The sequence below is a fragment of the Roseibium sp. RKSG952 genome, assembly GCF_009711355.1.
This window is the reverse complement of sequence record NZ_SMMF01000909.1, coordinates 29,054-51,772: the sequence shown is the minus strand read 5'-3', so window position 1 is coordinate 51,772 and position 22,719 is coordinate 29,054. Positions and strand designations below refer to the sequence as shown.

Annotated in this window: 19 protein-coding genes and 1 pseudogene; 13 read left to right on the top strand and 7 right to left on the bottom strand. The window is 58.8% G+C overall.

The window, feature by feature from the left end; all coding sequences use genetic code 11:
- Positions 1–216: 216 nt before the first annotated feature.
- The 6 genes from E1297_RS18520 (at position 217) to E1297_RS18495 (ending at position 7,852) form a co-directional block, all read left to right on the top strand.
- The gene (locus tag E1297_RS18520) at positions 217–1,590 is read left to right on the top strand and encodes an MFS transporter (RefSeq protein ID WP_155140936.1); all 1,374 of its coding nucleotides are present in this window, start codon (positions 217–219) and stop codon (positions 1,588–1,590) included.
- A gap of 138 nt (positions 1,591–1,728) precedes the next feature.
- Positions 1,729–3,081 (top strand): sugar porter family MFS transporter, encoded by a 1,353-nt coding sequence (locus E1297_RS18515; RefSeq protein WP_155140933.1) that lies wholly within the window; start codon positions 1,729–1,731, stop codon positions 3,079–3,081.
- Positions 3,082–3,671: 590 nt separating this feature from the next.
- Positions 3,672–4,802: a type III PLP-dependent enzyme gene (locus tag E1297_RS18510; protein ID WP_155140931.1), complete on the top strand. Its 1,131-nt coding sequence runs from the start codon at positions 3,672–3,674 to the stop codon at positions 4,800–4,802.
- A gap of 12 nt (positions 4,803–4,814) precedes the next feature.
- Positions 4,815–5,363: a GNAT family N-acetyltransferase gene (locus E1297_RS18505; protein WP_155140928.1), complete on the top strand. Its 549-nt coding sequence runs from the start codon at positions 4,815–4,817 to the stop codon at positions 5,361–5,363.
- Between the two features lie 84 nt (positions 5,364–5,447).
- Positions 5,448–6,440 carry an AraC family transcriptional regulator gene (locus tag E1297_RS18500; RefSeq protein WP_155140926.1) on the top strand — a complete coding sequence of 331 codons (993 nt, stop codon included), beginning with the start codon at positions 5,448–5,450 and terminating at the stop codon, positions 6,438–6,440.
- Between the two features lie 350 nt (positions 6,441–6,790).
- Entirely contained in the window at positions 6,791–7,852 is a 1,062-nt protein-coding gene (locus E1297_RS18495) for an aldehyde reductase (protein WP_155140924.1), read from the top strand.
- A gap of 147 nt (positions 7,853–7,999) precedes the next feature.
- On the opposite strand, the gene E1297_RS18490 is transcribed toward E1297_RS18495, so the two are convergent.
- The 3 genes from E1297_RS18490 to E1297_RS18480 all read right to left on the bottom strand — a co-directional run bounded on the left by E1297_RS18490 (position 8,000) and on the right by E1297_RS18480 (position 12,141).
- Positions 8,000–8,299, bottom strand: coding sequence for a hypothetical protein (locus E1297_RS18490; protein WP_155140922.1), 300 nt, complete (start codon positions 8,297–8,299; stop codon positions 8,000–8,002).
- Between the two features lie 156 nt (positions 8,300–8,455).
- A complete protein-coding gene (locus E1297_RS18485) occupies positions 8,456–10,270 on the bottom strand; it encodes an adenylate/guanylate cyclase domain-containing protein (RefSeq protein WP_209015847.1) in 1,815 nt (604 codons plus the stop codon).
- Positions 10,271–10,560: 290 nt separating this feature from the next.
- Complete coding sequence (locus E1297_RS18480; protein ID WP_155140919.1) at positions 10,561–12,141, bottom strand: SulP family inorganic anion transporter; 1,581 nt, start codon at positions 12,139–12,141, stop codon at positions 10,561–10,563.
- 353 nt (positions 12,142–12,494) lie between these two features.
- On the opposite strand from E1297_RS18480, the gene E1297_RS18475 reads away from it, so the two are divergent.
- From E1297_RS18475 to E1297_RS18465, 3 genes are all read left to right on the top strand, one after another.
- On the top strand, positions 12,495–13,676 hold the full coding sequence (locus tag E1297_RS18475) for an aminotransferase (RefSeq protein ID WP_155140918.1): 1,182 nt from the start codon (positions 12,495–12,497) through the stop codon (positions 13,674–13,676).
- A gap of 41 nt (positions 13,677–13,717) precedes the next feature.
- Positions 13,718–14,746 carry an asparaginase gene (locus tag E1297_RS18470; protein WP_155140916.1) on the top strand — a complete coding sequence of 343 codons (1,029 nt, stop codon included), beginning with the start codon at positions 13,718–13,720 and terminating at the stop codon, positions 14,744–14,746.
- Between the two features lie 518 nt (positions 14,747–15,264).
- Entirely contained in the window at positions 15,265–15,591 is a 327-nt protein-coding gene (locus E1297_RS18465; protein ID WP_155140914.1) for a hypothetical protein, read from the top strand.
- Here E1297_RS18465 and E1297_RS18460 read toward each other — a convergent pair.
- On the bottom strand, positions 15,558–16,229 hold the full coding sequence (locus E1297_RS18460; protein WP_155140912.1) for an NnrU family protein: 672 nt from the start codon (positions 16,227–16,229) through the stop codon (positions 15,558–15,560). The genes E1297_RS18465 and E1297_RS18460 overlap by 34 nt on opposite strands.
- 154 nt (positions 16,230–16,383) lie before the next feature.
- On the opposite strand from E1297_RS18460, the gene E1297_RS18455 reads away from it, so the two are divergent.
- Complete coding sequence (locus E1297_RS18455) at positions 16,384–17,598, top strand: NnrS family protein (RefSeq protein ID WP_209015846.1); 1,215 nt, start codon at positions 16,384–16,386, stop codon at positions 17,596–17,598.
- A gap of 16 nt (positions 17,599–17,614) precedes the next feature.
- On the opposite strand, the gene E1297_RS18450 is transcribed toward E1297_RS18455, so the two are convergent.
- Entirely contained in the window at positions 17,615–18,391 is a 777-nt protein-coding gene (locus E1297_RS18450; RefSeq protein ID WP_155140908.1) for a Stf0 family sulfotransferase, read from the bottom strand.
- 263 nt (positions 18,392–18,654) lie between these two features.
- Between E1297_RS18450 and E1297_RS18445 the strand changes: the two genes are divergently transcribed.
- Positions 18,655–19,038, top strand: coding sequence for a VOC family protein (locus E1297_RS18445; RefSeq protein WP_209015845.1), 384 nt, complete (start codon positions 18,655–18,657; stop codon positions 19,036–19,038).
- 83 nt (positions 19,039–19,121) lie between these two features.
- Here the strand turns inward: E1297_RS18445 and E1297_RS18440 are convergent, their stop codons facing one another.
- Positions 19,122–19,823, bottom strand: a complete 702-nt coding sequence (locus tag E1297_RS18440; protein ID WP_155140904.1) for a peptidase C15 — start codon at positions 19,821–19,823, stop codon at positions 19,122–19,124.
- A gap of 64 nt (positions 19,824–19,887) precedes the next feature.
- Positions 19,888–20,889: a methylmalonyl Co-A mutase-associated GTPase MeaB gene (gene meaB, locus E1297_RS18435; RefSeq protein ID WP_155140902.1), complete on the bottom strand. Its 1,002-nt coding sequence runs from the start codon at positions 20,887–20,889 to the stop codon at positions 19,888–19,890.
- A gap of 132 nt (positions 20,890–21,021) precedes the next feature.
- Here meaB and E1297_RS18430 point away from each other — a divergent pair, with 132 nt between their 5' ends.
- Both E1297_RS18430 and E1297_RS50345 read left to right on the top strand, forming a co-directional pair.
- The gene (locus tag E1297_RS18430; protein WP_155140900.1) at positions 21,022–22,056 is read left to right on the top strand and encodes a phytanoyl-CoA dioxygenase family protein; all 1,035 of its coding nucleotides are present in this window, start codon (positions 21,022–21,024) and stop codon (positions 22,054–22,056) included.
- Between the two features lie 348 nt (positions 22,057–22,404).
- Positions 22,405–22,518, top strand: a pseudogene (locus tag E1297_RS50345) (BA14K family protein); the annotation flags it as partial.
- Between the last annotated feature and the right edge of the window lie 201 nt (positions 22,519–22,719).

Below are 22,719 nucleotides of genomic sequence, written 5' to 3'. Positions count from 1 at the left end.
CCAGGTCCGACTTCGTCAACAGGCTGTTAGGCGCGTTGACGCTCATGGTTTCAAACCGTCTGCCGTGCGGGGTCATGCTATTCGAAAACCGGCCGTCGACATTCGCCTGCCGGCCTGTAGTCTGGAAAGGTCTGACGTGGGGCCGGAGAGGTTCCGCCGCTTTTTCGCTTGTTTCAATTTCCGCTTCGGCACTCGACGTATTTGTGAGGAAGGCAAATGGACAGGCTGGCCTGTGCCCGCAAATGGCTGATCCTGATCACCGCTTCGGCGATCTTCTCGCTTTTTCTGATGGATGACACTGTTTTCGGGCCGGCATTGCCTCACATGCAAGCCGAATTTGGTGCGTCCGCGATTGCAACCCAATGGGTGATCAACTCCTATCTTCTGGTGTTTGCATGTTTTGCAGCTCTTGGCGGCAAACTGCGTGACGTCTACGGACTTCGTTTTGTGCTGTTGACAGGGGGCGGTTTTTTCCTGATCGGGAGTTTGCTTGGTGGAGTGGTGCCGGACCTCTGGATGGTCATCGTGGCACGTTGCCTTCAGGGACTGGGCGCCGGGCTGCTCTATCCCGTTGTTACCCCCACAATCGCCAGCGCTTTTCCGTTTCATCGTCAAGGTATGGCGCTGGGCATCATGTCCAGCACGGGCACAACGCTCTTGGCACTGGGTCCGCTCATCGGCGGTGCCTTGACCGAGTTCGCAAACTGGCGCTGGATTTTCTGGCTGAACGTCCCGATTTTTGCGATTGCTGCACTTTCGCTGCTGATGCTTGCAGGGAACGGAAGCAAAACGGCCCAAAAAGGTCTGCCTGATCTCAGGGAGTTCTCGCTCTTGTTGCTTGGTCTGGCGCTTCTTGTCTTTGGAGTTATGGAAGCTCCGGGAGAGGGGCCCATCCGGTGTTATGCGGTCGGCGCGATCTTGATCGGCGTGGCTGTGTTGGTGTTCTTCTTCCGGTATGAAAAGCGCAGCGAAAAGCCGCTGATCAATGTGCGTCTTCTCTCGCACCCAGTCGTGGCCGCAGGCGGCGCGACCGCCTTCACCGGCCAGTTCTGCAAGCTGACGGTGGCGATCTTCGCAGCCCTGTATTTTTATGACGTGCTTCATCTCAATCCGTTTTACAGCGGGCTTGCAACTTCCGCTGCCGTTGTGCTTGCCCCGTTCAGTGCGGCTTTTGGCGGCCGGTTTACCGACACTTACGGCTCGCGGTTGCCTGTTCTGACCGGTCTGTCCGGAGCGGGGGCGAGTCTGGCTGGTGTGGCTGTATCGGCTCATTTCGGCTGGTTCTATCCGATGTTGATTGCCCTTGTGGTGTTTAGTGCCAGCATGCCCTTGTGTTTCGTGCCCTCGATCCGGTTAATCCTCAACCGGACCGACCCGGACCGGCACGGCGAAGTGATGGGGGCCTATGCCACATTCAGGATACTCGGCGGCACGTTCGGAGTGACGGTATCCAGTCTCATGCTGTCGATTACCGGTCTGTTTCCGGCCGTGTTCCTGACAGCCGCCATTCTGGCCTTGGCAGTCTTTGTGTTTGCTTTTACCTTTGCCCGGGAGACACCGGGCAAGCGAAGCGTGGCCGCGGATGCCTGACCTGTCCTGCCAAAGTTCGGCGGCAGTGACGGCAAGTGCCGTCCTTGGTTCTCTTGGCTGCGAGGGGCGGCAAACCGTGTTGGCGCTGCAAGCGGCCGCCAGATCCGGATCGCCTGCGGGGCAATTGCCAGAAGGAACATGGAGCTGTTTGTCCGGATCAAAATTACGGCCATATCCGCACTTTTCGGATTTTTGTTCGGGTTCGATACGGGTGTGATGACGTCTGCGCTGCCATTTTTGACGACCCAGTTTTCTCTGTCCAATTTCATGGAGGGACTGGTCGTGAGTGTTGTTCCGCTCGCCGCAGTTGCCGGGACGGTCTGGGGCCTGAAAACCGCTGACACGATGGGCCGGATCAAGGTCCTCTTGATCAGTGCGATTCTGTTTGCGCTCGGTGCGTTGGGATCTGCGGCCGCGCCCGAAGCCTCGGTGCTCTTGGCGGCCCGGCTCTTGTTGGGGTTTGCAATCGGAGCCTCGACGCTTGTTGCGCCGATCTATCTGGCGGAAATCGCGCCCGCCAAATACCGCGGTGCGGTTGTCGGCACATTCCAGTTGATGATCACCATCGGAATCCTGTTTGCCTTTGTATCCGGTCTTGCGTTTTCACCCGGGCAGGACTGGCGTGCGATGTTTGCCATTGGAGTGATACCGGCCGGGCTTTGTATCGTCGGCGTCCTGCTTGTTCCTGAAACGCCGCGCTGGCTGTTGATGCAGGGGCAGATAAAAGACGCACGCCGCGTGCTCGAAAACATCACGCCAAAGGATGAGTTGGCAGAAATCGATGAGGCTATGGCCGGGTCCGAGGCCGAGAAGGAGAAAGAGACCGGGGTTGAAGGGTGGCAGGTGTTCAAGCTTGCCGGGGTGCGCTTTGCGCTATTGTTCGTGATCGCAACCTTTGTGCTGGCCCCGCTGACCGGTATCAATGCGGTGCTGACATACGCCCCCGCGATTTTCTCGAATGCGGGCTTCTCAGGCAGCAATGCGCAATTTCTGGCCACGATAGGGCTGGGGGTCATCAATGTGGCCGTGACTGTGGTGATGATGAGCCTGGTTGACCGGTTTGGGCGCCGCCCCTTGTTCATCACCGGGTTTGCCGGTGCGGCGTCCAGCTGCGTCCTTGTTGCGGCGAGCTATGCAATCGGCGAGCCGCTTCAGACCTATGGGGCACTCGTTGGATTGCTTGCGATGATTGTCTTCTTTGGAGTTGGAATCGGCCCGATGGCCTATATCTACGCCTCCGAGTTGTTTCCGCTGTCGGTCCGCGCCAAAGGGTATGGCATCGCCTCCATGGTTTTCTGGATGACGAATTTCATCTTGTTGCTGGTCTTCCCCGTTGTGTTGGCAGCGGCCGGAGGTGTAGGCAGTTTTATAATGTTCACGGGTTTTTGCCTGATCGGGCTGCTCTTTGCCGTGAAATATGCACCCGAGCCGAAGGGAACAGTTCTGGAGCGGGTTGACGACGAGATCGAGCGTGTCTTCAAGGGCAAATGAGGGGGCGGAAATGCAAATTATGCAATTCGGGGCATTTTTTGCGGATACGGTGATGTCCCAAGCTGGCTGAGCTTCTCGAACGTTTGTCGGGATAGTTGGAAATTCCCACTTGAAATCATAGGTAAAAAAGCGCATATCCCCCTTGCCCAAATTCGCACGTGCCCGAGGCCGTTCATGGGGTTCGAATGAAAGAACCTCTTAAGGGGGTGCTGTCAAGAAACAACCGCCAAGGGGCGGGGCAGCAAGTCCGTACGGCTTAAAGCAACGACGTAAGAGGGCTTTTTTGGTCTCTGCCGGGGTCTCCAACCTCCGGCGTCACTGAAGAGGCACTTGTTACATCCTTGCCCGACGTGCGGTTCGGTTTTTCCGATCCAATCAACGGCATTCCCGACGCGGGAAAGCATTGCGCAGCGATTTTCCGATGGAACGCTGCATTGCCGACCGTAGCCGCTTGCAACCCGGCCTCCGGTTTCCAACCCGGGGGGAGGCCCGGCGCGTTATGCGGCATCCTGCGACGTGAAACTGCGGTGCGCCGAGAGCCAGCAAGAAGGCGCGGCTGCAGCAAGAAAATTGGAAAGGGGAGCAACCCCATGAGTGACCGTATCCGCGAATTCCTCCGAGGCCGCGACGAAGACGGCCCCTGTGTCGTCGTCGATCTGGACATTGTCCGCGACAACTACTTTGCGTTTGCCAAGTCCTTGCCGGACACCTCTGTCTATTATGCCGTCAAGGCCAATCCGGCCCCGGAAATCCTGACACTTCTGGAAAGCCTCGGCTCTGCGTTCGACTGCGCCTCGGTCGGCGAGATTGAAATGGTTCTTGCAACCGGTGCCGACGCGTCCCGCATCTCCTACGGCAACACCATCAAGAAGGAGCGAGACATTGAAAAAGCTTATGCATACGGCGTCCGGCTCTTTGCCGTGGACTGCGTCGAGGAAGTCGACAAGATCGCCCGGGTCGCTCCCGGAAGCCGGGTCTTCTGCCGCGTCCTGTGCGACGGGGCCGGCGCCGAATGGCCCCTCTCCCGCAAGTTCGGATGTGATCCGGACATGGCACCGGACGTGCTCGAACACGCCCATCGCAACGGACTGGCCGCTTACGGCGTCTCCTTCCATGTCGGTTCGCAGCAAGCCAACCTCGAAGCCTGGGATTTCGCTCTCGCCATGGCAGCCGGGGTCTTCCAAGAGATGGCGCTTCGCGGGATAGACCTGAAAATGGTCAATATGGGCGGGGGGTTCCCGACCCGCTACCTGAAGGACATTCCGGGCGTCCCCACCTATGGCGCTGCGATTTTTCAGGCGCTGACCAAGCATTTCGGCAACCGCCTGCCGTCGACCATCATCGAGCCGGGCCGCGGCATGGTGGGCAATGCGGGCCTGATCGAGGCGGAAGTCGTCCTGATCTCGAAAAAATCGGATGCTGACGAAGTGCGCTGGGTCTATCTCGACATCGGCAAGTTCCACGGGCTGGCCGAAACGATGGATGAGGCGATCCGCTATCCGATCCGTACCCCGAAAGACGGTGACGCGACCGCGCCGTGCGTGCTGGCCGGTCCGACTTGCGACAGTGTTGACGTGCTTTACGAGAAGACCCCTTACGAACTTCCGGTCAGCCTGTCGATAGGCGACAAGGTCCTGATCGAGGCATGCGGGGCCTATACCACCACCTATTCCTCGGTCGGCTTCAACGGCTTTGCGCCGCTGGCGTCCTACGTCATCTGAGGACGGACGGTCATGATTGCCATCGCCGACGAGGCGCCGGATCACTTCGGCGCCCGTGAGGCCTTGCTTGACCTCAGCTTCGGTCCGGACCGGTTCCTGAAGACATCGCATCGTCTGCGTGAGGGCCGGGTGCCGGTCTTTGCCTTTGCGGTTCTTGACGAAACGGACCGGCTGATCGGAACGGTGCGTCTGTGGCGGGTTTGCGGCGCGGGCTCCGGCGAAAGCCTGCTGCTCGGCCCCCTCGCGGTTGATCCTTCATGCCGCGGCTTGAAGGTCGGCGGCCGGTTGATGCGGCATGCGCTCCATCAGGCGGCTGTCTGCGGCCATGGGTCTGTTATCCTTGTGGGCGACTTGCCTTACTATCAGCGCTTCGGTTTTGCAGCCGGGCTGCTCGATGGCGTCGACATGCCGGGACCCGTTGACCGGGGCCGCTTCCTCGGACTGGACCTGCAGGCCGGACATTTGTCCGGGCTTTCCGGAGAACTTGCCGGGGCTGGGCCTTTGGATCCGGTTGCCGTCCCGCAAGTGCATGGCATGGGGTCGTTGCCGAAAGCTGCCTGAAACAGGCATTGCCGAAAGAGAAGTCCCTTGCAGCCACTTGTTCTTGTGATCAGATAATGGGCGGTGAAACAACAGGACCTGCCCATGCCCTCCCGCTTTTATCCCCTTGCCCGCCCGATGCTGCAATTCGGGATGTTGCTTGATGTCGACCCGGAACGGGTCGCCCGCAGGGCCGGACTGCCCCGGGGCTTCCTGCAGGATGAAGGCAAGGGCGGCACTCAAGAGCAGGTCTATGCAACGTGGGAGGCGATGGAAGCCGAAGCTGCCCGGCCCGGTTTATTGCTCTATCTGGCAAAGGCTTTTGTGAGCAGGCCGTTTACGCCTGCGATGTTCGCGTTTTCCTGCAGTCCGGACCTGCGTACCGGATTTCGCAGACTTGCGGATTTCAAGCCGCTCATGGCGCCAATGACAATGACCGTCGAGGAAGACGGATCAGGTCTTCATGTCTCGCTCGTGTCGATCGATACGGCGGTTCCGGCACCTTTCCGCATGGTCTGGTTCGAGATCCTGTGTCTTGTTGAAAGCGCGCGCAGCTATTCGGGCGTCGAAGTGGTGCCGTGTGAAATCAGGATCCCGGAAGGGACCCGGATCGAGGACGTGGACCGGGAGTTCATGCAGTTCGAACCGGTGCCGGGCCCTTTGGCCCGGATCAGTTTCTCCTCCGAAGATGCCGGATTGCGTCTGATTACTGAAAACGCTGATGTCTGGCCGGATTTCGAGAAGACCCTGCGCCGCGAATTGGCGGCACGGGAAGGCGACCTGTCGACGGCAATCCGCGCGAAAGCAGCCCTGCACGACATGTTGCCGGGTGGCGAAGCCTCTATCGAAGCCTTGTGCAGGCGGCTTGCCCTGTCAAAGCGGACGCTGCAGCGTCTGTTGAAACAAGAGGGCGAGACCTTTCAGTCGGTTCTTGCGGCCACGCGGGCGGAACTGGCCCGGCATTATCTGGCTGAGGACAGCCTGAGCATTGAGGAAATCTCTTACCTTCTGGCCTATCGCGAACCGAATTCCTTTTACCGGGCCTTTCAAGTCTGGACGGGCATGACCCCGGCAGAAGCGCGCGCAGGCCCGATGTAATCCTGTTTTGCAATTTGGCGCGTTTTGATAGGTGGTTGGCGTGATCGGATTTTGAAATCCGTCGTCTCGAACCTGATATCTGACTTGTTGACCTTGCCACTTTCATCAAGGAACGTGTCCGGGTTGCAAGGGCGGGACCTGTTCAGACCAGTTCGCCACGAACATTCCCTGCCCGGAATTTTACGCTTTCCAGGATGGCAAACCGGTGTTTGCCCGCCCGGATCTGCTTTTGTGCCAATCAGCCCGCCTGGGCGTTCTGTTCCCCCGGAACGCGTCAGGAGAGCCCGGATGCAAACGCTTCACGCCCGGTGAACGTGCTGCCCGGATTATTCAAGGAAATGAGCCCTACCATGACTGATATCGACACATCTGCCCCTGTGATGGTAACCGGCGCTACCGGATATGTCGCGGGCTGGATCATCAAGCGTTTGCTTGATGCCGGGTGCACGGTTCATGCGCCGGTGCGCAATCCCGATCGTCTCGACAAGTTGCGGCACCTGAGCGAATTGGCAGACCGCTCGTCCGGGGAGATCCGGTTTTTCAGGGCGGATCTTCTGGAACAGGGGTCCTATGACGCGGCGATGCAGGGATGCGCGGTGGTGTTCCATACAGCGTCACCTTTCACGATGGATGTGAAAGACCCGCAGACCCAGCTGGTCGACCCGGCTGTCAACGGCACCAAGAACGTATTGGCCTCGGTAAACCGGACGGGTTCTGTCAAACGGGTGGTGCTGACATCCTCCTATGTGGCGATTTTCGGCGATAATGCCGATCTTGCATCCTTGCCGGGACAGCAGATCGACGAGACCCGCTGGAACACGTCGTCGTCGCTGGAGCACATGCCCTATTCCTATTCGAAAACGCTTGCAGAACAGGCAGCCTGGGAGATGGCTGATGCTCAGAAGCGCTGGCAACTGGTTGTGATCAATCCGGCCTTTGTCATCGGCCCGTCGCTGAATGAAAAACCGACATCCGAGAGCTTTAACCTGATCGGGCAGATGGGTGACGGGACCATGAAGATGGGAGTGCCCCATTGGGGTGTCGGTGTGGTGGATGTCCGTGATCTTGCCGATGCGCATGTCGCTGCCGGGTTTGAACCGGCCGCGAACGGCCGCAACATCATCTGCGGGCACGATACGGATTTCCTTCAGATGTCAAAGCTGCTCAAAAAGAACTTCGTGGCCTATCCGGTTCCTACCCGCGTCCTGCCGAAATGGTTTGTTTGGGCGTTCGGCCCGATGGCAGGGACCGGTATGACCCGCAAGATGATTGCGCAAAATGTCGGCCATGCTTTTAAGTGTGACAACTCCAAGGCCAAGCAGGAACTTGGGCAGACCTACCGGCCCATGGAAGTTTCACTCAAGGACATGTTCCAGCAAATGATTGACGAGGGAATGCTGAAACGGACTTAGTTTCGCAAAATACGTCGGCTCTTAACTCGTGCAGAAACATGGGGTTTGAGCTTTGGGTCCAGATCTTGTGTCTAAACGTCACGAGAGATTTGTTGGATTGGGTACGGAGCGGGAGGCAATGAAGCAACACTCTCCGTACCCCGACAATCAATCGTCGCACAAGCGCCCGGTTTCTGTTTTGCATGTATTTTGACGGGCAAGTTCGCGGTAAACGTAATTCGAGTCGTCAATGTTTCCCGTACAGATTGCTTTTGCCATCGCGCGCCCCTGAGGAGTGTTGTAATCGCCAGCGTTTTTGTACTTCTCGCAAAGGCTGGCGGGCTTCTTCGCAGGTTCTGATGAAGCAGAAGTGCTGGTGCTGGTATTTTGGGAAGTTTGGCAGCCGGCGAGCAATCCTGCCAACAACGTAAAGGCGATAATTTTGGGCGTAGTAGTCGGGTTGGTCATGTGAGCTCTTTATCATTGGTGATAATTCGAGCTGTTTCTATTTTTTTGAGAATATTTAGTCAAAAAGAATAGTGTTGATAGTGTTTTGAGCAGATGAGCATGTTGTCCAGCAGTTAGATTTTTTTCGTTTCATGATTGCTGTCCTCGGGAAGTGTGTCAAACCAACAGCCGGACCACCTCCACGGGTGTGTCCTTGCCCTTGACCTTGCGCAGACCGATGGGTTTTCGGGCGATGTCGGGACGAAGACGGTCCGCAACGTCGCTTGAAACCGTGATGATGACCTCTGCCGTATCGTCTATTTCCCGGCCCATGTGTTCCAGCCGTGAGGCGACATTCACCGTGTCGCCGATCACGGTGTAATTCACACGCTCTGGCGCGCCGATGTCTCCGACGACGAGGGGGCCCAGGTGAATTCCGATCCGGATACGCACGGGGGCCTTGCCGTCCTTGGCACGTTTGAGATTGTCCTCATGGATGGCGCGGGCCATGCCAAGAGCTGCTTGCGCTGCGTGTTCTGCCGGATTGTCGAGCATTTCCGGCGCGCCCCAGAACGCCATGATGCTGTCGCCGATATATTTGTCGATGGTGCCGCGCTCCTTGCGGATATGGGTGCCCAGCAGCGACAGGTGATGATTGACGAAGGCGGCGGTTTCACTGGCTGACATGCCTTCCGATAGGGAAGTGAAACCGGCAATGTCGGTAAACAGTACCGCGACTTCGCGTTCTTCCGGCGGGGCTTCGGTACGCCCTTCCGACAAGAGTTTCATCACAAGGGTCTTTGGCAAATAGCGGTTAAAGGCCTTCAAACCGCCCGCCATGGCGTTAAAGCCTTTCGCCAAGTCGTCCAGTTCGCGGATGCTGCTGTGCGGCAGCGGGCCAACCGCATCAATATTGAGACGCGCCACTTCCTTGGCGGCCGAAGCAGCCCGCTGCACCGGTCTTGCAATCTGCCGCGCGAGAAGTCCCGCGCCAGCAAGCGATACCAGCAGCATGCCGGCTCCGATCACGGCCGCGAAGATCAGCTCCTGCATTGGCTGGTTCAGATAGGCCGCGGGAAAGTGAACCCCGATCCGGACGGGCAAGCCGTAGAAATTCGGGTTTTCCTCCTCAAGAATGAGATAGCGTTTCTCGCCGGTCTCATCGTATCCGGAATAGATCCGCTCCCGTTTGTTGAGGCCATGGGCTTCGGTCAGCACCGGCTCAAGGTCCTCAAGCCCTGCCAGAAACGGATCGGGGACCTCCCGCACATCCAGAAGCGCCTTGTGGCTCGCTAGTTCATCGAACTTTTCATCAAGGTCCGGATGGGCAACGACGCCGTGGGTGCCCTTGCGCAACAAAAACACCGTCAACTCGTCGTCCGAGAGAAAATCCGTGATCTCTGAAATCCGGTAAAGCGACATGGCCATGATGACCGTGCCCTGATAGGCGCCATCGCGGTAAATCGGGCGTATGTAACTCAAATAAGTGTGCTTGCGGCCCGGCAGGTAGAGCGGATCGCTCCAGAAGGGTTTCCTTTGAGATTTTGCCTTGTCAAACAGAGGTTTGAGCAAGGGTTCCTCGACCGGGATTTCGACGACCTCAGCATGAAGCAAGCCTTCGGCATCGCCCCTGTCAACCTGGACCCCGTTTCCAGCCACATCCGACACGACAATAAAGGATACATGTTCCATCGGGGCGAGGACGCCAAACAGATAGGTTTCCAGCGCCATCGGTTCATCAAGCGAAATTGTGCCGAGGTTGAGGGCAAGCGTGGTGTACTCGACCGCCTCGGTGACCGTGTAGAGTTGTTCGGCGAACGCGGTCTCCAACCCCTCCATGCCGACATCGACCAGTTGCCCGCCAAGGTCGCGCACCACTTCACGGGACGTGACCGCCTGAATCAGGAAAACAACGCCAGCTGTCAGGATCACAAAGATGCCAAGCACGGTGGTCAGCGTCGGGGTGATGAAGAATTTCTTGCGGAAGGACACGGGGCCCACGGCTCCCCTTAGTTGGCGAGGCGATACGATATCGTCCTGTAGCGGAATTCATACCAACCGCCGGAATTATTGACCCTTTTGATGGGGGCAGGGCTGCTGTCGGGCGTCGTTACACCGCTTTCCCGGCCATAAAGGCCGCACTGCGCGATGCGCCGAGCCGACACGTGCCTTGCTTCCATCAAAAGGGTCAATAATTCCGGCAGTTGGTATTAGCCGCAAAAAAGCCCGCAAGGTCAAGACCTTGCGGGCTGGTACTTCTCGGGTTCAATGAAGGCTGAGGGTCAGCGCGCTGGTGCTGGCTTGTCGAATGTGTGACCGTAGTCGACGGCGACTTCGTAATCCGGGTCTTCCAGAACCGAGACCTCGACGAGGTTACCGGCCTTTGCCAGCAGCTTCTGACAGTCAGGCGACAGGTGGCGCAGGTGCAGACGCTTGCCCGCAGCCTCGTATTTCGAGGCAAGCGCGTCGATCACCTCAAGGCCCGAGTGATCGACCACACGGCTGTCAATGAAGTCGACAACGACATCGTCCGGATCATTGACCGGATCAAACAGGTCCGTGAAACCCGTGGCCGAACCGAAGAACAACGGGCCGGACAGGCGGTATACTTTCCAGCCTTCCTTGCTCGTGCCGATCCGGGCGCTGATCCGGCTCGCAGCATTCCAGGCATAGGCAAGCGCGGAAATGATCACGCCGACAACGACGGCAACGGCGAGGTCGGCATAGACGGTGACGCCGGTGACGATTACCATGACGACCGCGTCGATCATCGGGACCTTGTGCATGATCTTCAGGCTGGTCCACGCAAAGGTGCCGATCACGACCATGAACATCACGCCGACCAGGGCGGCGACCGGGATCTGTTCGATCAGCGGTGACGCGAACAGGATGAAGGACAGAAGGAACAGGGCAGCCGCGATTCCGGCGATCCGGGTACGGGCGCCCGATTTCACATTGATCATCGACTGGCCGATCATGGCACAGCCACCCATGCCGCCGAAAAAGCCGGTGACGATGTTGGCCGTGCCCTGAGCCAGACACTCCTTGGAGGCGCCACCCTTGGTGTTGGTCATGTCCGCCACCAGGTTGAGGGTCAGAAGCGATTCGATCAGGCCGATGGCGGCAAGGATCACGGCGTAGGGCAGGATGATCTCAAGCGTTTCCAGATTGAGTGGCACCATGGGAATGTGGAATTCCGGCAGGCCGCCAGCGATCGAGGCGAGGTCGCCGACCGCGCGGGTGTCGAGACCGAAGCCGAGTGCAATGGCCGAGACCACCAGAATGCCGGCAAGCGGTGCCGGAAAGGCCGTGGTGAAGCGGGGCAACAGCCAGATCACGGCCATGGTCAGTGCCACCAGCCCGAGCATCAGGTAAAGCTCCATGCCGGACATCCAGGTCAGACCGCCGGTGGGGTCTTCCACCTTGAACTGGCCGAGCTGGGCCAGAAAGATCACGATTGCCAGTCCGTTTACAAAGCCCAGCATCACCGGATGCGGCACCATGCGGATGAACTTTCCCCATTTCAGCAGACCAACGGCGATCTGGATAATGCCCATCAGCACGACGGTTGCGAACAGGTATTCGACCCCGTGCTGGGCAACGAGCGAAACCATGACAACGGCCAGGGCGCCGGTCGCGCCGGAAATCATGCCCGGACGGCCGCCGATGCAGGCGGTGATCAAGCCGATGAAAAAGGCGGCATAAAGCCCGACCAGCGGATTGACACCTGCCACAAAGGCAAAGGCCACGGCCTCGGGCACCAGTGCCAGTGCCACGGTCAGACCGGCCAGCAATTCGATCTTGATCCGGTTCGGTGTGAGTTTGGTAGAAACAGGCGCAAGGGCCTCGGCACGCGCGGTCAAGAAATACTCCAATCTTTGCGATGAGTCTTGTTCGGGGCAGCGCCGGATAACCTGTGACAAGCGCAAAGACCCTTGATAACTGAGCGCCCTTTTAATTGATTATTTGCAATGCAGCAAGGTTTCGGCGCCGGGCAGCTGCCATGCAGGTTTTTTTGGCCGTTTTTTCCTGACGGCAATGAGCCCTTCGGCCGTGGCGGGCAGGACGGCCTGAATGGCGGAAAACGCTTGGGAAACGGTCCGGTATCGGGGAAGGGGGCAGTTTGGGCGAGCAAGACGCTCGACGGCGCGCAACAGGACCGTTAAAAGGCCCGGCAAGAGCGATCGACAGAACGCCGCCCGCCGGGAGAACGCCCATGAAGACCACCAATCCGATTTTCACACGGATCGAAACGACCATTTTTGAAACCATGTCGCAGCTGGCCATGGCCAACGGCGCGGTCAATTTGGGGCAGGGTTTTCCGGATGTCGACGGTCCTCAGGACATTCTGGAAAAGGCGTCCCAGTCCCTGCTCGATGGTCCAAATCAATATCCGCCGATGCTGGGCGTGCCCGAGTTGCGGCAGGCGGTCGCCGATGCGAACAAGCGGTTCTACGGGCTGGATATCGACTGGCAGAGCGAGGTTGTCGTGACGTCGGGCGCAACGGAAGCGCTTGCGGCATGTTTGATGGGCCTGATCGAGCTGGGCGACGAGGTCATCCTGATCGAGCCGCTATATGATTCCTATTTGCCGATGGTCAAGCGCGTTGGCGGCATTGCAAAGCGGGTGCGGGTCAATCCACCCGACTGGTCACTGGATGCGGAGGCCCTGAAACGGGCGTTTTCCGAAAACACCAAGGCAATCCTGATCAACAATCCGATGAACCCGACAGCCAAGGTGTTTTCGGACGAGGAACTGGAGCTGATCGCGAACCTGTGCAAGACCCATGATGTCTATGCCATCTGCGACGAAGTGTACGAGCATCTGGTGTTTGACGGCAGGAAACACCGGCCCCTGATGAGCCTGGAGGGCATGCGGGACCGCACGGTCCGGATCGGGTCCGCGGGCAAGACGTTTTCCCTGACGGGCTGGAAGGTTGGCTACGTGACCGGTCCCGCGCACATGATTACGCCGATTTCAAAGGCACATCAGTTCGTGACCTTCACGACCCCGCCCAACCTTCAAAAGGCGGTGGCCTTTGGTCTTGCGAAAGATGATGCCTACTATTTGGGTCTCGCGTCAGATTTGGCCGCCAAACGTGACCGGATGGCGGCGGGATTGACGGCCCTCGGCTTTGGCGTTCTTCCCTGTGAGGCGACCTATTTCCTGACCTGTGATATTTCCGGGTTGAACCTTGGTGAGACGGATGTCGAGGCGTGCCACAGGCTTGTGACGGAAGCAGGTGTTGCTGCTGTCCCGGTCTCGGCATTTTACGGTTCCGACGCGCCCGAGGAGCTGATCCGGTTCTGTTTCTGCAAACGCGACGAGGTCATTCAGGACGCCCTGGACCGCCTGTCTGCCTATCTATCTTCCCCTGCGGCTTCCGCCCGCATCTGACTTCCCGGCCTGGCGCCCTTCAACTTAGAGGTAGAATACTCATGGACAATCCCGTCCTCGTGAACGTGACGCGTGGCCCGTTGGTGGAGAGCCGGCATCTCGGGGCTCTGGCAATCGTTGATGCAAGCGGCAAGACCGTATGCGCCATCGGCGATGTTTCGGCCCGAGTGTTTCCGCGCTCCGCAATCAAGCCGCTGCAGGCGCTTCCTCTGGTCGAATCGGGAGCTGCCGATGCGCTCGACTATGACGATGCGGAACTGGCACTGGCCTGTGCCTCCCATAACGGTGAAGCCGTTCACGCCAACGCCGCGCGGGTGATGTTGATCAAGGCGGGACTGGCCGAAGAGGATCTGGAATGCGGGCCGCAATGGCCGCTGCGCATGGAAGATGCTGCGGAATTGATCAAGGCTGACGAAACGCCGTGCCAGCTGCACAACAACTGTTCCGGCAAACACGCTGCTTTCCTCGGGCTTGCCAAGGTTCTGGGCGCGCCGACCAAGGGATATACCTTGCCGGAACATCCGGTTCAGCAGGAAATCAAGTCGGTGATGGAGCAGCTGACCGGCGATACGCTGACAAGCGGCGTATGCGGCACGGATGGCTGCTCGATCCCGACCTATGCCGGCCCGCTTCCTGGTTTTGCCCGTGCCTTTGCCGTTTTCGGAACCGGCGAGGGGCTCGATCCGGAACGGGCTTCGGCTGCCGAGCGTCTTTACGAGGCCTGTGTCAACGAGCCCTATATGGTAGCCGGTACGGACCGGTTTTGCACCACGGTCATGGATGCATTTCGCGGCCGGGTCTTGGTCAAGACCGGCGCCGAGGGTGTTTTTTGTGCCTCGATTCCGGAGCTTGGCTACGGTGTTGCACTGAAATGTGACGATGGCAGCACGCGGGCCGCGCAGGTCATGATGGCGACCGTGCTCGAGATGATGCTCGACCTCAATGATGCCGAGGCCAAAATGCTGGACAGTGTGGTCAATCCCGTGGTCAAAACCCGCCTCGGTGTTGCTGTAGGCGAAATCCGCCCGCATGCGGAGTTGCTGGCGGCCTTGAAGTCCAGCCTCTCCTGACGGGCTTTTTGATGACCCTGAAGCGGCAGAGAGCGTGGAATGGTGATTATTCCAAAAGCGCCGTCACGTCTCAGGGTCACGAATTGTTAATGTGTGTTCTCCGAATTGACTGATCGCCGGAGCCGGCCCGATCAGCACGTCTATTCCCATGACGTCAATCACGTTTCCCGGACCGATTGACGTCCTTTTTTGGGGGGGGCAGCTCATCCGCGGGCAAGCGCCCGCCCTGAAAAACGGGGTGATTGTTGCGATGCACAAAGAATGCCCCACATGAAAAGACATAATTCCGGTGTCCAATCGTTTTGGCCGTGAAATACTCGGCCCAATAAAGTCCGAATAATATTCAAATATAAAAATGAATTCGGGCAAAAACGAAAGCAAGCGCCCAGCGGGCGCATGGATTTGCGGCATGGCCGTACTGTCCTGAACGGGAAATTCAAGGTGGCAGCGCAGATTTACCAGTTCATGTGACCCGTCCGCGTGCGGGCGCCGGGGCTAGAACGGAAGGAGTGCTGATCATGATTGCATTGGAAGATGTTATCGCCATGAGTGGCCTGCCGGAAGAAACCATTGACGCTGTTGCGGAGCATGAACAGGTCCCTCACATCGTTGCGGCCAGCCTTGGGGCCTGCCTTTTGACTGTCGAAGACGGGGCGAAAAGGATCGAGCATATGTTTCGCGACAACATATGCGCCGCGATTGCCCGCAACGACCACGGCCATGCCAGCGAACTGATGGCCGCCATGCGCGTGTTTTTGAAAGAACACGCAGGCCGGTCGAACAAGCAGACCAACACCGGGCGTGGTTCCGGCTACCTAATGAAAGGTGACACGCCAAGGAGATAGGGATGCAGCAAGGCCAGCAGGGCGTAGGTGGCAAGGCCTGCCATGCCCCTCAGGAGGCCTTCGGTGTTGATGGCTGGCAGCCAACTCTCCCGCGTCGCCTTGGACAAGGCATCCCACATGGGCCCGAATTGTACCTTGCGCCGCCGGTCGATCATCCTCATCCCGAGGATGGAAAACACCGTGAACGTTCCGAACAGAAGGACATGTGCCAGATCGCCGTTCGGAACGATATGGGACGTAGACCAAAGCGCCAGCGCCATCAGGAGCGGATGCCGCGTGTATCTGAGAATGCCGGCCCGGGCCGGATCGAAGCGGTCGTTCTTCCGGCCGCCGAAGGAAAAAGGGTTCGGCCGGCCCACCGCGAAACTCAAGCACAGGCATGCCGGGACCATTGCGATGATCGGTATCCAGTTTTGCCAGAGCGCCCGTGGCCATAGTTCTACAAAAGGTGCCGCATTGGCGGCCAGAACCAGCCACCACAGGATTGCGAGAGACAACGCGCTGTAGGCGGCGGTGAAGCCGCGCTGACCGATGACCGCTTCCAGACGTGGCCGAAGCGGCGGCCGGATCAGCACCATGTGCGAGGCGAAAAACATCACAAACGCTGCGCCGAAATGTCCCCAAGCCAAGGCGTTCATTTGATGGCCTCACATGTTTCGATTGCAAACTTGCCAGATTATACATTCATATAATTTGCATGTTTTTGATTTTTATCAAACCCCGGAGACTGGCCGTCGCCGATGATGGGCACAAACGATGCCGCCAATCATAAGCGCCGGGCAGGTCACCCACATGATTTCAAAACCTCCTTCACAGAAGCCCTTCGCCAACCGGATTGCCACCATATTCTCCGCCGGGTTCCGATTCTATTTTCTTGCAGCCGGAGTTTTCTCCGTTCTGGCCATGCTGGCATGGTTTGTCTGGCTTGGTGTTCATGGCATGGGCGGTGTTTTTGCCGGGCAACCGATGCAAATGGCGCCGCACCTGTGGCACGCGCATGAGATGGTCTATGGGTATGCAGTGGCTGTGATGGCCGGTTTTTTCCTGACCGCTGTTCCCAACTGGACCGGCACCGAGGAGGCTGGTTCCGGGTTTGTCGCCATGAGCGGGGGCGTCTGGATCCTCGGGAGGTTCGCGATCTGGTTTTCCGGGTTTCTCGATCCGCTGCTGGTCGCGGTTGTGGACCTTGCCTTCATTCCGGTTCTGGCATCCGGGATCGCCCTCAAACTCATGCAGAAGACACAAGCCCGGAATTTTGTCTTCCTGGGACTGCTCGCAGCCCTGTTCACCGGCAATCTGATGATGCATCTGGACTGGACCGGCTGGACACAAGGCACCGCAGAAGCCGGGGTGCGGTTTGGCGTGTTCCTGAGTGCGGCCATGATCACGATCATCGGTGGCCGGGTCATTCCGATGTTCACGCGCAATGCGCTGGAACGGGCGGGCAGGGCCGGCATCCAGCTGCGCAACCTGCTCTGGCTTGACCGGACAGGCCCGCTGCTGGCGCTTGGTGCCGCCGCTGCAAGTTTCGGTTTTTTGCCAGATTGGGCAACCGGAACTCTGTGTCTTGCGGCCGGCGGCGTCAATCTCTTGCGCTTGTTGCAATGGAAGGGTGCTGCGACCCTGTTCAGCCCGATCCTCTGGGTTTTGCATGCCGCCTATTTGATGCTCTGCACAGGCTACCTGGCCTATGGGCTTGCCATTCTGTCAACGGAACTGAACGAAACCGAAGCCTTGCACCTCCTTGCAGTGGGGGCGATCGGCACCATGACCCTGGCAATGATGACACGCGCTGCACTCGGTCACAGCGGCCGGCCGCTGGTGGTGTCCGGTTCCGTAACCATCGCCTATTTCATGGTGCTCACTGCTGCGCTGATCCGGGTTTTCGGGACGGAAATCGTAGGATATTTCCCCGCCATGCTCGTCTCCGCGGGCCTTTGGGCATTCGGCTTTGGCCTGTTTGTCGCCGCATATCTACCGATCCTCTCGAGGGGCCGGGACGCATAGGCAGAAGGATCCGCCGCTATTTGGAAATATGATCTTGCAGGTCAAGGTCCGCGCGCAGCCGTCGGGTCCAGTCCCGGCTGGTCTCATCCGAGAGCCTTGCGACGGCCGGTTCAACACCCGCTGCCGCATCGGCCGGAAGTCCGAGAGCACTCAGGACAGTCCGCAATGTGGCTACGGGGTGTTTGGCCAGTTCTTCGTAGGCGATCCTGAGTGGTGCAATGCCCTGTTGTTCAAACCAGGCAGTCCAGTCGCGGTCATACGCCTGAAAGCGGTCATGAACCGCTTTGAGGACATGATTGTCGTAGATGGGGTCTTTGGGCGGTGCGAGGCGTTCCAGTTCGGTGCCATCGGGTGCGCGGTGCCACAGGCCTGTCTGCTCCGCTTTGACGAAGGACACGGCCTGGGCAATTTTGTCCTCACGGGTCAGGTGAATGAAAAGCGTGCGCCCGAACGCCGCCGCAAACCGGCCGGCATCGCTTCCGTGCCCGGGACATAGCCGCGCAAGCTGCTCGGTGAAGAAGGCAAAGCTGTGCCGCTGGAGCCGGACGCCAAACGTATCCGTAGGGCCGCGGCCTTTCGCTATCGCAGCTTGGAATATACGCGACAACAAGGCGTGTTCTGTATCGCCGCTATCGCGCTCCAACCCGAAATAAGTGCACCATTCGCAAAGCGAAGGTTCGTGAAAATAGGACCCCGGATCGCCGGAAATGCCGGTCGCTGACAGAAGCTTGCACAAAAGCGTGCTGCCGCTGCGCGGTGAGGTGCAGATCACATAGGAATCGTAGGCAGGCATGTGGCGTTGAGTCTCGGGCGGGGAGGGTATTCAAAGACGTGTTCGTTACGGCTGTTATATGTCTCGTTGATGACAGAGTGCCCTTTAAAGGTGTATTCCGGCTTGGATGAAACGGGTTCTTGACCCTATGTAAGTTCCACTTGTTACGTTAGGTTATTCAATGCGTTGCATAAATATTTAAGAATTTTACTGGAGCTTTTTATTGCTGGTGGGATGTCTGCATGTTAACCACTTTAACGTGTGGATTCGGAGTGGAGGTGACCGTGGCGCACGGATTGTTGCAAGGCGTTGAGGGAGTGTTCATTCCGGTCTCCGACCCGGAACTCTCTGCAGCATGGTATATTGAAAAGCTCGGGTGCAAGGCGATTTTCCTGGAGCCGGAGGCCGCAATTCTACGGTTGTCCGCGCAAAGTCCGACCGTGCTGGGATTGGTGAAAGCCCGGGGTGAATTGCCGGTCGCTTTCCCGGACAATGATTACGACGTCGGCAAGTTCTTTAATTTTCTGGTCGACGATTTTGACAGGGTTCGCCAAACCCTTGAAGAGAGGGATGTTCCGATGGGACCTGTCGGTGGGGAAGGAGCGTTCCGCTATTTCACTTTTTTCGATCCGGACGGGAATCCCTTGGGCGTTTGCCAGTCGGATTGAGACGTCATTTTGGCGGTGTGCCGGGTCAGTTTTGCAAGCCGTTGAACTCTGCGGAGAGGTGGCGTCGGAGCGTTTGGCGCAGCTCAAACGGCTGATTTCGCCCGCGCGGCATTAAGACAAGGGCCTTCCTCGCCTACGGCCGGGCCAGAGCGCACGACAGTTCCGCCGGAGCTGGTTCTGTATGCGGTCAGTCGGGCAGCTTCCTTCAGGAGGCTGACGGCAGCACGTTCAACTGTCCGGTAGGGCGGACGGTCTTCGGACCGGCCGCGCGGCAGGGACGGGACATGCACGAAGACCGCTGGCAGGCCGCGTCCAAGTGTATCCCATAGGGTTGCATTGCAAAGATAATTGCCGGCATCCTTCGACATCGCCACCGGGGCGCCTGTGCGGCGCACAGCCTCCAGAAGGCGCGCAGGCGAGAGCGTGGACAGGCGCGGCGCTTCGGCAGGGTGGCCGAGACAGGCGGTGGCTGAATAGGCCCCTTCTGCATCGCAGCGGACCCGGATTGCCCGGTTGACCGCACGGGTTTCGATGTTGATCTCGCGCCGTTTGCCATCAACACCGAAATGCACCACGGCGTCTGGCGCGACCCGGTCGATCAGTGTTCGGGTTACGGCTTGGCGCCCTGACCAGGTGGCTGGCAGGACCGCATATTCCAGAGAAACGCTGCCGATCGTCTTGCCCAGGATTACGGGCAGCCTGCGAATGAGGTGAGCGGTCGGGTTGACCGGTGCTCCCGGGAAGGGGCCGAAACCTGTGACGAGAAGGGTTCTGGCTGGTTTCATGCGTGTTTTGCCAATTCGAAAAGGAAACGGATAAGGGACAATATGCGCAGCAAAAACAGTGCGGTCAGTGCACACCGATCAGTTTGGCGAGTTCGTCCACGGCAACGGAGACGGGTGTTTCGCCCAGACGGACATGGGTCTCGAGTTCTTTCAAACGGCTGCTGCTGCGGTTGCTGCGTTCGAGGGCTTCCATCACCCGCTGTTGCAGAAGGTCGTACATCCAGCTGACTTGCTGGTCCTGCCGGCGCTGTTGCCATTCACCGCTGGCCGTCATCTTGGAATGATGCAGTTCGATCTGCTCCCAAAGCTTGTCGAGCCCCTGATTGGCGAGGCCTGAAATCGTGATCACCGGTGGCGACCAGGTCATGGATTTCGGGGCCATCAGATGGAGAGCAGCACGGTAGTTGGATGCCGCCTGGCGTGCGCGATCGGCCCCGTCGCCATCGGCCTTGTTGACAGCGATCATGTCGGCAACCTCAAGCACACCCTTCTTGATGCCCTGCAATTCATCGCCCGCACCCGGCAGCATCAATACCAGAAAGAAATCGACCATGTTGGCGACGGTCACTTCCGACTGGCCGATGCCGACCGTCTCCACCAGAATCACGTCGAACCCGGCCGCCTCGCACAACAGCATGGTTTCCCGGGTCTTGGCAGCAACACCGCCGAGCGTGCCAGCGGACGGGGAGGGCCGGATGAAAGCGTTCGAGTCGATGGCAAGCTGCGCCATGCGCGTCTTGTCGCCGAGGATCGAGCCGCCGGTGCGTGTCGAGGAAGGGTCGACAGTCAGCACGGCAACCTTGTGGCCGGCAGCGGTCAGGTTGGAGCCGAGCGTGTCGATGGTGGTCGACTTGCCGACGCCCGGAACGCCGGTGATCCCGACGCGCAGCGCCTTGCCTGTCCGGGGAAGAAGGGTTTTCATGAGGGTGCGCGCAATCTCCCGGTGTTCGGGCTTGCGCGATTCGGCGAGTGTGATGGCGCGGGCCAATGCGGCCCTGTTTCCGTGACGGATCCCCTCGGCGAGGTCAGCCGGGTTGTCCAGTCGGCGTCTTGGAGTTGAGGTCATATGGGAAAGCATACCAGTGGATGAGTAAGCGTCACGTCACAGAAGTTGTACAAGACTCTGTCTTTTTCGAATGCAATCGGTGTAAAGCAATGCCATTCCTTTGTCATTCTAGCAATCCGTAGGTGACCGGCCATGAATTTGAGTTCGATTCTGAAATCCCCGCTCTGGGTTCTCGAAATCGCCGGATCGGCAAAATCGCCAAAAAAGAACCCGCTTCTTGGCAATGAATGGCTGAACCGGAACGGATTGCACCGGAGCCGCGTATCGATTGCAGCCGCCATGGCCGAACGCCGCCGCAGGGCCCTTGGCAAATCGATCCCGGCCGATGCGCGTGCCCATTTCGATGAAAAGGGCTTTTTCCTGACCGAGAATTTCCTGGAAGCCGGTCAGTTCGAGGCGCTGAAGGCCGAGGTCTACGGCAAGCCGTTTCAGGCCCGCGAGATGCGCCAGGGCCAGACGGTCACGCGCATGACGCCCTTGCCGCCATCGGTTCTGGGACAAAATCCGGCGCTTGCCGCGTGTTTTCGCGATCCGCGCGCGATCGCGCAGATCCGTTACGCTTCTTCGCGCGGAGGTCAGCCACTCGGCTTTCTGCAGACCGTGATTGCAGAGCCGAAACGGGGCAAGAAAGACCCGCAGACCGATCTTCATGCGGACACCTTTCACGCCACCTCCAAGGCCTGGCTGTTCCTGCATGATGTCGGTGAGGAGGACGGTCCGTTCTGTTTCGTGCCGGGGTCGCACCGGCTGACACCCGAGCGGCTTGAATGGGAGTATCAATGCTCGCTGACGGCAAGCAGGGATCCGCGTTCGCATCACGCCAGCGGTTCGTTCCGCATCCGCCAGAAAGAGCTTGAGTCGCTTGGGCTGCCACCGGCAAGACGCATGGCGGTTAAGGCAAACACGCTGATTGTTGCCGATACATTCGGCTTTCACGGCCGCACACCGTCGGACAAGCCGACGACCCGGGTCGAAATGCACTGGCACATGCGGCGCAATCCGTTTCTGCCGTGGACCGGCCTCGACGTGAAATCCCTGCCCGGGATCAAGGAACGCGAACTCGCCTTTTTCATGAAGGTGGCCGACACAATGGAAAAGCGCTTCGGCCAGCGTCACATCTGGCGCGATGTTGGCGCTGTGGATGTGGACGGCCCTGCGCAGATTTGAGGCTGGATCGCGTGCGAAATTGTTGATTTGGGCACCCCGGTTTTTGGGTGTGCCGCGCGTCACAGGGGTGCGGAGCAAAGAGCGGCTAAGTGTTGGTCAACGGCGGGGGAGCGCTTCGCCGGCAACAAGTGACAGACACAGGAACGCACCATGTTTCGCAAGACATTCCTCAAGGGCTTCGCTCTCGCATCCTTTTCAGCCATGCTCGCTTCCGCTGGCGTATCGGCCGCGCATGCCGGCGGTTACGGCTATGGCAGCGGATACGGCAGTGGCTACGGCAAGCAGTACGGCTATCAGACATCTGCGCCGCAGCGCCCCTTCGCCAATGTGAAGGACCATGTCTGGAAAAACCACGTGTCGTGGTGTGCTGACCGTTTCTCGACCTACAATTCCCACGACAACACCTATCAGCCCTATTCAGGGCCGCGCCAGCAATGCTGGTCCCCCTACATTCGCTACTGAGTGTTGATCTTAACAAACGCTCGGGCCGGTGACGGCCCGCAGCATGTATGTGTCGTGCGTGGCTCGGGCTCAGAGAGCCTTGCACGGAAGCGGGGACTCAATCCATCTTGTGGCTTGTGGCTTGAAAAGCTTGGATCGCCAAGCCGAATGATTGATCCGTCTGACGGGGTACAGGCACAGGCTGGTGGTGTGTATCGCGGA